Raw genomic sequence first — 13,146 nt, forward strand, 5'->3', positions numbered from 1 at the left:
TCACTATCTCCTTTATTTTAAGTAATCCGGTAAGACAAAGCCTTCAAATTGTTCCTCTGTTTGAATCATCTTTTTAAATTCAGGTGAATGATATGCATCGATTAAATCTTTTACAAAAGTTTTATCTTTGTCTTCATTACGAACCGTAACGATGATTCGATGTTGTGCAGGTGTTTTTTCTAATTCAAGTGATTCTTTTAATTTATGTCCAGATGAAATGACAAGATTTCCGTTAATAATGCCATAGTCTAAATCTTTCATCGCTCTTGGAATTTGAGGTGATTCAAGTGGTACTAGTTTAAAATCTTTCTTTTTATACGTCACATCTTTTTCAGAAATCGTTAAAATATTTACATTTCCCTTCAATTTCACCCAACCAATGCCTTCCAAAATACGAAGTGCACGTTCTAAATTAACTGGATCATTTGGTACCCCAATTTTCATACCATCTTTTAAGTCATCTAGCGATTTATGCTTTTCAGAATATACACCTTGTGGCGCGGAAGGAACTTGAAGTACACTCGTGATTTTCGCATCATTTTCTTTTGCATAAGATTCCATAAAAGCGGTGCTTTGAAAAATATTTGCATCAATATCTTTATTCGTTAATGCAGGATTTGTTTCGTTTGGTGAATTAAATTCTACAATTTTTATTTTATACCCCTTTTTCTCTAAATAAGGCTGCACTGCCTTTTTCACTTGATCACTATAAGGACCTGGAGTAAAACCTAAACGAATCTCCTTTTGATCCGTCGCAGATGATTGTGTGCAACCAGTGATGACAAATAAACTGCATACAATACTTACAAGTGTAAAAAATAAACGCTTCATCTTTTCTCCTCCTAAATAAAAACACCCTCTCATATAAGAGGTTATAAGTATCTTTCCCCTCTTATCTACTGCGGAATTAGCACCTTCTATTTACATTTAGGGTTGCTGAAGCTTCGTTGGGCCGTTCCCTCCACTTCTCTCGATAAGATTATATATTGGATTATGTTTCCTATTGTTACACTATTCCGATGAAATTACAATGCTTTTAACAAAAAAAAGATTCCTATTAATTTAGGAATCTTTTTTTACTTAATTATCTCTTTCAGAGAACGTATTGGCAACGATGTAACATAACCAATATAAGAACACAATTCTTTAAAGAAAAACGGAATTTCCGTATCTAATGTTTTATATGCTGACGTCGGAGTCGGAGATGCATAAGCATCCATACCAATATGCTTGGCAATTCTCATCGCACGTTTCATATGAAGAGGATCACTCACAATTGTATACGTATGTAATCCATTATCAATTCCAACCTGCTGAGCATTCTTCAAGTTATCTTCTGTAAAACGCGACTGCGTTTCAATTAAAATATCTTCATCCTTCACGTTATGCTTTAATGCATACGCTTTAGCAGTGCGGGCTTCTTCTTGCTCTGCTTCAAACTTCGTACCACCTGTAAAAATAATTTTTTTAATACTTCCGCTATTGTATAAAGAAATAGCGTGATTAATTCTTTCTCGAAATACAGGAGATGGTTTCCCGTTCCAAGAAGCTGCTCCGAGTACGATGGCAGCATCTGTATCCACCTCATCTGTTTTAAATCGAGAACTCCAAATATCATAAGCTGCATAACTTATAAATAGAATCATAGAGCAAATCATAAGCAAGAATACTTGTATGACTCTTCTTTTTTTACTTTTCTTATTTGGTTTCATTTATAATAGCCTCCGTGCATCATCCATACTTCTAAAAAAACAATATATTTTAAATCATTATATTTGAGTTTATTTGAAAGAAGGTATTTTCCTAATCATTCATATTTTAAAGGGTTTTCATTCCAATAGAGGATTGTCAATTCATTTTTGTTTGTGGTTCATATATTATTATTGCAAACTAAATTTCCATACAAGTCCATTGTAACGAATTTTTTCACAGAAGGGAATGATGAAACAAAAGTATATAAAAGAAGTAATCGTTTTGTAAGAAAAAAGAAGCGCTACCTTCCAAATATATGGAAGTACACTTCTTTTTCGCACTCTTATCTTACAATCCAATATTTCATATGATGTTCTTCAAGAACACACGTAAATCCTGCTTTTTCTAGCACTCTACTGGAAGCAACATTACTTATTAAACAATCCGCTTTAATTGTTTGTACTTCTTCATTTTGCTGCAACCACTCCACGAACGCTTTCGCCATTTCAGTGGCATAACCGTTTCCTTGATAATCTGGAACAATACTATATCCAATCTCTACCGTCCCTGCTGAATCAGGTTCACCTTTACATCCCATATCACCAATAACAGTATGATCCTCTTTATGGATAATTAAGCCACTCCATTTGCTTTGTTCAGGATCTTTTCTTAGCCCTTCTGCTATCCACGGCAAAATTTCTTTATAATCAGACATTGGCCATTCCCTAGATACTTTATATGGAATAACTTTTTCTAGTTCTTCTCTTCCTTTTATAGTAGCCTCTACAAGTTCTAACCTAAATGTAATCATTAGTAATCTCTCAGTTTCAATATTAGGCATATAGTCCTCCTATTTATATACATTTAACTTTCGTATAGATATATATTCCTTAATTTGAATTGTACATCATCATAGTTTTTATCTACTCGACTTACCTAATGCCATTATTGAATTTTTGCATAGATACAAGTGTCAGTAAGCCTTTTTCCGTCAGCAGAAAAGTCTTCATTTCGTAGAATACCCTCCAATTCATAACCTAATTTCTCAGGGATAGTGCGACTTTTAGTATTGGTTGATTCACATCGTATTTCTAATCTTCTTGCTTTTAAATCTACCATTGCAAAATGAGTTAATTCATGTATTGCTTCAGTCATATAACCGTTTCCGCTAAATCTAGTATCAATCCAGTAACCTACCTCAAATTGTGGTTTCGCCCAATCAATATTGTGAAGACTACAAGTACCGATGAACTCTTCTGACCCTTTAAGAAAAATAAGAAATCTTAAACTATCCCTATTTAAGAATTGTATATGAGCTGACCTTAAATTAATTTCTGTGTCGGTAACAGTTGGTATGATTTGCGCAAAAGGCAGCCAAGGTTGTAACTCATTAATGGATGCTTGAATTGCAGCATTAACCTTTTCTCCATCGCCAGGCTTTGGCATACGCAATAATAAGCTTTCGGTATCTAAATTAGAAGGAATTTCAATTAACAGAGGATTCATAATATATAACGCTCCTTTTTTCACTAATCCCAATTACAAAAACAAAAAAACTTTCGTCCTCAAGATATATATCTTGAGGACGAAAGTTTTTTTCCGTGGTACCACCCCAGTTTATTGATGCGTCACCACATCAACCTCTTCAGGTATGTAAGTTATACCCTATTTCTATAACGGGAAATCCCGCCGTATTATCCCTTAGTTCGAAAACTTAGTTAGATACGGAGCTCCAAGTCTTTATTCATTAAGAAGATTAATGCTCCTTTACAGCATACCGGAGCTCTCTGGAAATAATCTCACCTTAATTACTCTTCTCTTCATAGCTTATAATCTTAATTGAAATTATTGATATAATAGTACGAATTATAGTAATTGTCAATTTATTATGTTTTCAACTAGGGATACCGCTACATTACTATCAACCTGGGGTACGGCAACATCGCCATCAAGTTAACGAGAAATAAATACAGGTATATTTATAAAATTGCTTGTTACTCCCTGAAAAAATAAAAAATCGAAAAAAACTGCATGATAAATAACCCTTACGGGCTAGATTTTTTAAAATATATCATTTCTTACTTGGATAGATGTTGTTCGTATGCAATACCTAAAATATCAAACACCGTTTTCTTTCGATATCGATGCGATTTCCGTCCATTTTTATCAAGTAAATGGAACAAGCGAAGAAAACTTTTTGTTAACTGGATCGATTGAAGTTGTATATGGCGATATAATGTTCGAAAGTAATCGTGAATCATATACATGGCTTTCCATTCACTTAACTCTTTTTGTTTCTTGACCAGTAATAATTGCCTCATTTGAAACATCACAGTAGAGGATAATAAGAGCGCAATTAACTTTCCATAGATATGACACTCTAACCGTTCCTTTTTTACATTTGTATTGTGATGAATATGAAAAATAGATTTCCATGTTTTAAAAATGATTTCGATTTGCCAACGAAGGAGTAGAATTCATGAATGGCTTCTTTTGAGACATATTCCGATGGAATATTGGTAACGTACACATTGATTCCTTGCAGTTTTTTGGTTCGATCGCTAAAAGTCATATTCTTCTTTTTCTCTTTGTATGCACGATCTTTTCTACGTTGTGCTTCTTGCTCAGGGGTTAGTCTGTAAATCACGGCTCGTGCTGGAAGTCCATAACTCCGACCGATATAAACAACAGGAATTTCATAACATTCACCCGGCTGTAACTGATTCATGATGGCTTCTAAGTCAATCATTGTGTATTGATATTTTTTCTTAATGGATCCGTTTTTAAAGGTAAGAACATGCTCATTTTTTTGAAATATTTTGGTGTTCATTTTTAATCGAGATAAATAGTACGCCTCTTTTTGTTGGATTGCATCTAAATCAATTAAACTAAAATACCCTAAATCTCGTATGCATAAATCTTGTAAATCAACAGTATGTTGAATCTCTTTCCCATAATTCACATCATTTTGTTTACCTGGCCCCACTTCAACATGTAAAAATTGCCCACTCAGCAAATCGTATTCTAACTGTATTTTTACGCCAGAAGCCTTTCCACTTCCTCCTGAACCAGGATAAGCCGTCGCAAGTTGATCCGAGACTTGAAACGTGGTGGCATCTAAAATCCGAATACGACGAAAATATGCTGAAAAAGAGGAATAGAGAGATGTCATGGATAACAATTGTTTTTGTAATAACTGTGAGAATAAAGAGCGTAAAAATTCCACTGCTTGTGCATTCAACCTTAGATTTAGTCCTTCTGGACTCATCAGGACGCCGGTTTCTGATTCCAAATTTCCACATAGTCTAGCCAGAGAATAACTCGCAATGTCTTGTCCCATCCCAATACATAAGGCAGATAAATCTTGTGCCCTGAATTTACTGTTACGTTGAACAAACTGAGTTTGTTTGGCAAGCTCTGTTAATGCTTGTGGTGAAAAGACGCGTTGTAATTCCTCTGAAAGCAGTCGAAACACTTGAGAACTAGATAGTTTTTTCATAAATATCCCTCCGCTTTTTCTTAAATTTTATACAATAGAAAGAAAAAGGAAAGAGGGAAGCAGACATGTATCCACTAGGTTCTAAAGAACGTCCTATCATCGTAAAGGTTTCGTCTAAAGCAAGAGCAGAGAAAGTGGCTGCGATTTGTGAGGCATACAATTTTTACTACATAGTTGGACTAGAATTCAACGAAGATGTGACGGATTTAAAAAAGCAATCAAAGATTGCTCAAGGCCAGCAAATATTTATGAGAGTTGTTCATGTAACAGTGGGAAGAGGTACAAGTTTTGTTGTATGAACAAAGAAATTGAGCTGGATATATAAAACAAGATACCCTCATTTTTTTCGATTTGGGGGTATCTCGTTTTTCTTAACTTGATGGCGATGGGGTACGGCAACATCGCCATCAAGTTAACGAAAATAAATACAGGTATATTTATAAAATTGCTTGTTACTCCCTGAAAAAATAAAAAATCGAAAAAAACTGCATGATAAATAACCCTTACGGGCTAGATTTTTTAAAATATATCATTTCTTACTTGGATAGATGTTGTTCGTATGCAATACCTAAAATATCAAACACCGTTTTCTTTCGATATCGATGCGATTTCCGTCCATTTTTATCAAGTAAATGGAACAAGCGAAGAAAACTTTTTGTTAACTGGATCGATTGAAGTTGTATATGGCGATATAATGTTCGAAAGTAATCGTGAATCATATACATGGCTTTCCATTCACTTAACTCTTTTTGTTTCTTGACCAGTAATAATTGCCTCATTTGAAACATCACAGTAGAGGATAATAAGAGCGCAATTAACTTTCCATAGATATGACACTCTAACCGTTCCTTTTTACATTTGTATTGTGATGAATATGAAAAATAGATTTCCATGTTTTAAAAATGATTTCGATTTGCCAACGAAGGGAGTAGAATTCATGAATGGCTTCTTTTGAGACATATTCCGATGGAATATTGGTAACGTACACATTGATTCCTTGCAGTTTTTTGGTTCGATCGCTAAAAGTCATATTCTTCTTTTTCTCTTTGTATGCACGATCTTTTCTACGTTGTGCTTCTTGCTCAGGGGTTAGTCTGTAAATCACGGCTCGTGCTGGAAGTCCATAACTCCGACCGATATAAACAACAGGAATTTCATAACATTCACCCGGCTGTAACTGATTCATGATGGCTTCTAAGTCAATCATTGTGTATTGATATTTTTCTTAATGGATCCGTTTTTAAAGGTAAGAACATGCTCATTTTTTTGAAATATTTTGGTGTTCATTTTTAATCGAGATAAATAGTACGCCCCTTTTTGTTGGATTGCATCTAAATCAATTAAACTAAAATACCCTAAATCTCGTATGCATAAATCTTGTAAATCAACAGTATGTTGAATCTCTTTCCCATAATTCACATCATTTTGTTTACCTGGCCCCACTTCAACATGTAAAAATTGCCCACTCAGCAAATCGTATTCTAACTGTATTTTTACGCCAGAAGCCTTTCCACTTCCTCCTGAACCAGGATAAGCCGTCGCAAGTTGATCCGAGACTTGAAACGTGGTGGCATCTAAAATCCGAATACGACGAAAATATGCTGAAAAAGAGGAATAGAGAGATGTCATGGATAACAATTGTTTTTGTAATAACTGTGAGAATAAAGAGCGTAAAAATTCCACTGCTTGTGCATTCAACCTTAGATTTAGTCCTTCTGGACTCATCAGGACGCCGGTTTCTGATTCCAAATTTCCACATAGTCTAGCCAGAGAATAACTCGCAATGTCTTGTCCCATCCCAATACATAAGGCAGATAAATCTTGTGCCCTGAATTTACTGTTACGTTGAACAAACTGAGTTTGTTTGGCAAGCTCTGTTAATGCTTGTGGTGAAAAGACGCGTTGTAATTCCTCTGAAAGCAGTCGAAACACTTGAGAACTAGATAGTTTTTTCATAAATATCCCTCCGCTTTTTCTTAAATTTTATACAATAGAAAGAAAAAGGAAAGAGGGAAGCAGACATGTATCCACTAGGTTCTAAAGAACGTCCTATCATCGTAAAGGTTTCGTCTAAAGCAAGAGCAGAGAAAGTGGCTGCGATTTGTGAGGCATACAATTTTTACTACATAGTTGGACTAGAATTCAACGAAGATGTGACGGATTTAAAAAAGCAATCAAAGATTGCTCAAGGCCAGCAAATATTTATGAGAGTTGTTCATGTAACAGTGGGAAGAGGTACAAGTTTTGTTGTATGAACAAAGAAATTGAGCTGGATATATAAAACAAGATACCCTCATTTTTTCGATTTGGGGGTATCTCGTTTTTCTTAACTTGATGGCGATGGGGTACGGCAACGACTCCTTCTTTTTGGAGCCACTTGTTAATTAATGATAATGTCTTAGACTATAAAAAAATAGTTGTAAACTAAAAAGCTGTTTTCTATAGAGGAAAACAGCTTTTACATAATTCATAAATTAACTATTTTGTTTTGCCTCAATAGAGTAAACGCCTTGTCGAGTACCAAATCTTTGATATGTTTGAGTCAATTTCATTTGTAACCTTTCTAAAAGGTTACGAGAAGGGGTATTAGCCATTTGTGTTACTGCGATGACTCTTGGTAGTTTCAAATCATTAAAAGCATAATTTCCTCCAATTCTGCCTTGTTTAAAACATCATCAATTATTACAATTTGATAAGCACTGTTCTTCCCTTTTGCAGGAACAATCATCTTCATACCGTGTACGTTTTTGCTGTCGCTATATTGGCCGAACATAACTTTGTTGTATATTATCTTTTGGAACGCTTAGCTTGATAGCGATAGGGATAACCCCCACTGATCAAAATTTCACTTTATTGATTTCGCTGCGCTTCCCGAAACTCTTCTTTAATTTTATTCAATGTCCCTTCCTCTGTAATCAAACGATATGCTGTACAAGCTAATGCTTTTGCCGCCGTAAACAAAGCTTGATCTCCAAGTTCTGAACGAGCCGCTTCTCGAAACTCGTCTGTATGTGCGATTAAATCATCAGGTCCAATTTTGATATACGGATGAATAGTCGGAACAACTTGGCTCACGTTTCCAGCATCCGTTGAACCGATTCCGATTCGTTCCTTACGATTTACATCTTCACCAAATTGCTCTAATTCTTCTGCAACAATTTCATTAAACGTTTTTGTTACTAATAATTCATCAATTTCATTTTGAAATTGATTGATTTTTACCGTTGTACCTGTAGCTAATGCTGCTCCTTTTGCAATGTTACGTACTTTTTCTGTAACCTCGGCACATCTACCGCGCGTCGCTGCCCGAATAAAGAAGCGTGCCGCTGCGTAATCTGGAATGATATTTGGTGCTTTTCCACCCTCAGTAATGACACCATGAATTTTCACATCAGCTGGTAGTTGCTGACGAAGTGCATTAATTCCGTTATATAACTGAATGATTGCATCTAACGCATTAATTCCTTCTTCCGGAGCAGCAGCGGCATGTGCTGTTTTTCCGTAAAAATAAAAGTCTAGTGGGTCTACTGCTAGTGATGGACTTGTCGTAGCTGTTTTTCCGTTCGGATGAATCATCAGTGCTGCATCAATATTATGAAATAAACCAGCCTTTACATAACTTGCTTTTGCACTCCCGTTCGGGCCACCTTCTTCTGCCGGTGTTCCAAAAACAACGATTTCTCCTCCAATTTCTTCAATCGTTTTTGATAAGGCAATCGCAGCAGCAACGCTAATTGTGCCAATTAAATTATGACCACAAGCATGACCTAATCCAGGCAGTGCATCATATTCTGCTAAAAAGGCAATTGCCGGTCCTTGTTTGCCAGAGCTTTTCCGAGCAATAAATCCCGTTTCATGTCCAGCGATATTGTGCTGCAATTGAAATCCTGCACTTCCTAATAGCAAACTTAACGTTCTTGATGCAAAAAACTCTTGATTGCCGAGTTCTGGATTCTCATGAATATCATGACTTGTTTTCAAATACGTTTCTTTGTTTCTTTCGATACTTTCTACAATTGCATTACGGTGTGACACTACTTGCGTTGTTCCCATTTTTCTATTCCCCCTTCAATTTACACATAAAAAAGCCTCTTTCTAAAGGATAGAAAGAGGCTTTTGAGTACATATCAAAAAATCGCCATCTCTCTTATCTCTCAAGTCTTGCACTTGCTGGAATTGGCACAGTATTCATATTGAATCCGCTGCCGAGGTTTCATAGGGCCAGTCCCTCCACCTCTCGTGATAAGAAATTGTATATATTTTCATAAAATTTTATTAAATTATTTTCATTCTAGTTTTATTCCAACTAAAAGTCAAGGAATTTGTATCCTATCTCTTTATCCCGCTCTTCGCGGGCAGTATTAAAGTTTCACTTTATCGCACATCTAAAAATCCCTTTAAAACACCGATTGTTTCAGGCGCTTGTAATCTTGCAGTGATATAAGGAAATTCAGGAGTTCCCTCAAACATTACGTTTGATGTTAACGGGGCACCTGCCCACAATACTTCATCATCGATCAAAACAAAAGGCATGGCTTTATTCTTCCGACATACTTGTGCATTTTTTAAAGGGATTGTTCCTTCACTATAAATTGTTACTTGTGCTGTTGTACGTGCTAGCGCCTGCCAAATTCTTTTATCTATTTGTCTTGTACTCGGAAGCGATACAATAATTTTCTGTTTTGCCGAAAGAATATCTTTTAATAATGCCTTCGGTTCTTCTATCGTCATTTGTACAAACCAGCGCAAGCGTTTCGTCAACTTTCTTTCTAACAACGGACGTGATGTTGTTCGATCATATACATTCCCTTGTCTTTGTAAATGTGCTGTTAATTGTGACAATGCTTGCTTTCGAGAAAGGTTTTTCCTCATGTATTGGCAGTCAGAAAGCTGAATAAATTTCCCCCTTGCCCTTGTTACCGCAACATTTACAAGGCGATGGTTTTTATGATCAAAGAATAATACACCAGGGCGCTCGCTTGGATAACTATCCACCGTATCAAACAGCATCATATCACGTTCAGATCCTTGGAACTTATGAACAGTTGCCGCTAAAACAGGCGCATGTTGTAACTTTGTTTTTTGCAGCAGTTCTCTTATACAAGTTGATAAAAAACGTGCTTGGGCACGATATGGAGTTACAACACCAATAGATGGCATCCCGTCCAGCAAACCTATTAAAACAAGCTGCATCGCCATGAGTCCGGAAAGAATATTAAAACGTGAACCTGATGAAGCATCTTTTAAAGAATAGGCACCCATTAAGCTTGTATCAAACAGAGCTGTTGCTTCATTCGCAAAAGGCTGCAACTCTGCAAGCTCTTTTCGAACGGAAACAGATGGATGATCAAATACTCTATTATTGTATATAAATGAATTTGTAAAACTTGATATTTCCGGATGCATGCGGCGCTGTTCTTGCAGCATAAATAAGTTTGGATGCTTCTGACGATGATTCACTGAATCAACAATACCCGCATGATAAAACATATCTTCTTTTAACCACTTTGTAACAAGTTCATGATTTGCTAAAGCAATCGGTGGCAATTGTAAAAAATCACCACATACAACGATTCGTTTTCCGAGTGAAGCTGCTAACGCAATTTGTGGCACATAGGCCATACTCACTTCATCTACAATGATTAAATCAAAATTTCTTTCATAAATAAGCGAATCAATCGCACATTTTGATAACGTTGCTCCAATTACTTTCGCATTCTCAATGTATTCTCTTTCTACTTCCTTGATTTTCGCCTTTTGCTTACGAAGGTCTCCTTCTATTTCCTGCATACGTTTCTTTTCAGAAGCCGTCGCTTTATAAGAAAGAATCTTTTGGCGAAGTTCTTGACGTAATTCTTCTAAATACAGTCTCTCTTCTCCCCATGATTCATTTGTTGTTTCAACTAATCTAGAAGCTAGCAACGTTTCATGGTTACGAATGTGCTCATGTTGACTAAAACCATAACGGACAATCTCTCCAGGTGTCCATTTTTCTTTTTTTTCAATTTGCTTTGTCACTTCACTCATTAATACATCTACCGCTGCATTACTATGTGCTAACACAAGCACTGATTTTCCTTTTTGATAATGCGCAGAAATGATGCGTGATAAATTATAGGACTTCCCTGTTCCAGGCGGTCCCCAAACATATGTCGTCGCATTATAAAAAGAGCGATACGCAAGTTCGTTTTTTGGATTCTTCATTTTTTCAATATGCTTTGGCGTACTGTTTCCATCCAAAAGACGTTTTACCCGCTGACGCTTTTGTTTATCTTTTCTTACTTCTTTCAAACGCTCTTGCAATTGTTCTAATAACTGCCATGGCTCACTATATAAAATAGCTTCTCTTATTTCGCCTTGTATATAATCATTTAATTTCAATTCGATTTCTAATCCATGTACAGATAGCACTTCTCCTGTTGCTTCCTCACCATCAAATTCAATACGAATTGGTGTACCGTCTGGTAAGCTCACTTCAGAAATAAGCTGAAATACATAAACCGTACTCTCATAATCTGTATATAAAAAACGACCATTTATAATGGATAGCTTACTGCCACCTATCGTTTTCCAATGTGTAATTTCATATGTTAACGCTTGATGCCACTCTTTCATCGTTTCTGTTAATGAAGGAGTTTGTAAAGTTGTAGTCATACTGATGTCTCCTTCCGTCTCTCCAAACATACTTTCTCACTATATCATAGAACGACATCGGGTTTATAAGATTTATATCTTGCTTATTTTCTTAATATTCAATATTATGATACATATGAAATTTACGGAAAGAAGGAATGGAAATGCCAGTAAGAAGAATAGAACACGTTGGACTAATGGTTGCTAACTTAGAAACTTCCATTTCATTTTATGAAGAAGTGGTTGGCCTAACACTTATAAAACGCATGGGACATCCTGATCCAAATCTAAAACTTGCCTTTTTAGGTGCAGAAGAATCCCAAGAAACAATCATTGAATTAATTGAAGGTTATAATCCTTCTCTTCCAACAGAAGGAAAAGTACATCATATTTGCTTCAAGGTGGATTCATTAGAAAATGAAATAGAAAGACTGAAGAAGTTACATGTAACATTTCTAACAGAGGAAATCGAAACATTACCTGATGGAGCACGTTATATTTTCTTCTCTGGTCCTGACGGAGAATGGGTGGAGTTTTTTGAGACAGAACGATGAAGTTAATCTTTAGTTTGTAGGTGACTCGTCTTAAAAAGAAAATATACAGGTTGAAAAGATTGGAAACGAGTAAAAAAGATTGCTGATTAAGAAAAACCTCAAACTTTTTCTATAACATTCCACGCGAAATCATCACAAAAATTTCCAATCAACTACAAAGCAGGATGGAGAAAATTATGAACAAAATTCAAGGAAATGAAATATTTTTAAGACTACTCTGTACAGAAGACGCGAAATCTGTATTTGATTCAACAGAAATAGAAGAAATCCGTTTTATGACAGGGACTACGAAACGTTTTACACTTAAAGAAGTTGAAGCACATATTAAAAAATGCATTGCTGATACAACACGTGTAGATTTCGCTATTTGTCTAAGTAAAACAAATGAAGTCATTGGAGATTTAGCTATTTTAGAAATAGATAAGGAGAATCAAAAAGCGTTTTATCGTATTTCTATGCACAATTTAAATACAGTAGGGAAAGGATATGGCTCAGAAGCTACTCAACTAACACTAAGTTATGCATTCGATGTATTACAACTTAACCGCCTTCAGTTAGAAGTGTATAGTCATAATCCTCGAGGAATTCGCGCATATGAAAAGGCAGGATTTATACAAGAAGGCAGACTGAGAGAAGTACTATTCATTAACAATCAATTTTCTGATGAAGTCATTATGAGCGTTTTAAAAAGAGATTATGAAAAACAAAAAAAATCATAAACATAATATTGTCCACTCTTTTCATAATCTAACTCATAAGGGAGCTTAT

General features: G+C 35.6%; 10 protein-coding genes, 2 pseudogenes, 2 riboswitches and 1 other annotated feature. Of the genes and pseudogenes, 4 read left to right on the forward strand and 8 right to left on the reverse strand.

The features are described from left to right. Nucleotides 1-12: 12 nt before the first annotated feature. The 5 genes and pseudogenes from QRE67_RS14215 to QRE67_RS14235 form a co-directional block, all read right to left on the reverse strand. On the reverse strand, nt 13-831 hold the full coding sequence (locus tag QRE67_RS14215) for a MetQ/NlpA family ABC transporter substrate-binding protein (protein WP_286120810.1): 819 nt from the start codon (nt 829-831) through the stop codon (nt 13-15). 58 nt (nt 832-889) lie between these two features. Beyond that, a riboswitch (SAM riboswitch) is annotated at nt 890-980 on the reverse strand. A 96-nt stretch (nt 981-1,076) separates the two neighbouring features. Beyond that, nucleotides 1,077-1,712 (reverse strand): YdcF family protein, encoded by a 636-nt coding sequence (locus QRE67_RS14220; protein WP_286120811.1) that lies wholly within the window; start codon nt 1,710-1,712, stop codon nt 1,077-1,079. 323 nt (nt 1,713-2,035) lie between these two features. Then, nucleotides 2,036-2,533, reverse strand: a complete 498-nt coding sequence (locus QRE67_RS14225; RefSeq protein WP_286120812.1) for a GNAT family N-acetyltransferase — start codon at nt 2,531-2,533, stop codon at nt 2,036-2,038. A 104-nt stretch (nt 2,534-2,637) separates the two neighbouring features. Next, on the reverse strand, nt 2,638-3,198 hold the full coding sequence (locus QRE67_RS14230) for a GNAT family N-acetyltransferase (RefSeq protein WP_286120813.1): 561 nt from the start codon (nt 3,196-3,198) through the stop codon (nt 2,638-2,640). Between the two features lie 72 nt (nt 3,199-3,270). Beyond that, nucleotides 3,271-3,525: a binding site (T-box leader), on the reverse strand. A gap of 245 nt (nt 3,526-3,770) precedes the next feature. Then, nucleotides 3,771-5,191 (reverse strand): annotated as a pseudogene (locus tag QRE67_RS14235) (IS4 family transposase). A gap of 65 nt (nt 5,192-5,256) precedes the next feature. Between QRE67_RS14235 and QRE67_RS14240 the strand changes: the two are divergent. Next, nucleotides 5,257-5,490, forward strand: coding sequence for a hypothetical protein (locus QRE67_RS14240; protein ID WP_286120814.1), 234 nt, complete (start codon nt 5,257-5,259; stop codon nt 5,488-5,490). A 237-nt stretch (nt 5,491-5,727) separates the two neighbouring features. Here QRE67_RS14240 and QRE67_RS14245 read toward each other — a convergent pair. Continuing rightward, nucleotides 5,728-7,147: pseudogene (locus QRE67_RS14245) on the reverse strand (IS4 family transposase). Between the two features lie 65 nt (nt 7,148-7,212). On the opposite strand from QRE67_RS14245, the gene QRE67_RS14250 reads away from it, so the two are divergent. Beyond that, nucleotides 7,213-7,446 carry a hypothetical protein gene (locus tag QRE67_RS14250; protein WP_286120814.1) on the forward strand — a complete coding sequence of 78 codons (234 nt, stop codon included), beginning with the start codon at nt 7,213-7,215 and terminating at the stop codon, nt 7,444-7,446. 595 nt (nt 7,447-8,041) lie between these two features. Here the strand turns inward: QRE67_RS14250 and QRE67_RS14255 are convergent. Then, complete coding sequence (locus QRE67_RS14255) at nt 8,042-9,244, reverse strand: M20 family metallopeptidase (protein ID WP_286120816.1); 1,203 nt, start codon at nt 9,242-9,244, stop codon at nt 8,042-8,044. 91 nt (nt 9,245-9,335) lie between these two features. Beyond that, nucleotides 9,336-9,440, reverse strand: a riboswitch (SAM riboswitch). Between the two features lie 125 nt (nt 9,441-9,565). Beyond that, nucleotides 9,566-11,875 (reverse strand): AAA domain-containing protein, encoded by a 2,310-nt coding sequence (locus tag QRE67_RS14260; RefSeq protein WP_286120818.1) that lies wholly within the window; start codon nt 11,873-11,875, stop codon nt 9,566-9,568. A 113-nt stretch (nt 11,876-11,988) separates the two neighbouring features. Here QRE67_RS14260 and QRE67_RS14265 point away from each other — a divergent pair, with 113 nt between their 5' ends. Together QRE67_RS14265 and QRE67_RS14270 are read left to right on the forward strand one after the other, a co-directional pair. Next, on the forward strand, nt 11,989-12,378 hold the full coding sequence (locus tag QRE67_RS14265; protein WP_286120819.1) for a VOC family protein: 390 nt from the start codon (nt 11,989-11,991) through the stop codon (nt 12,376-12,378). Nucleotides 12,379-12,554: 176 nt separating this feature from the next. Beyond that, on the forward strand, nt 12,555-13,097 hold the full coding sequence (locus tag QRE67_RS14270; protein ID WP_286120820.1) for a GNAT family N-acetyltransferase: 543 nt from the start codon (nt 12,555-12,557) through the stop codon (nt 13,095-13,097). The last annotated feature ends 49 nt before the right edge of the window (nt 13,098-13,146 follow it).

Origin of the sequence: Bacillus sp. DX3.1, assembly GCF_030292155.1 — a bacterium.
Taxonomy (GTDB): Bacteria; Bacillota; Bacilli; order Bacillales; family Bacillaceae_G; genus Bacillus_A.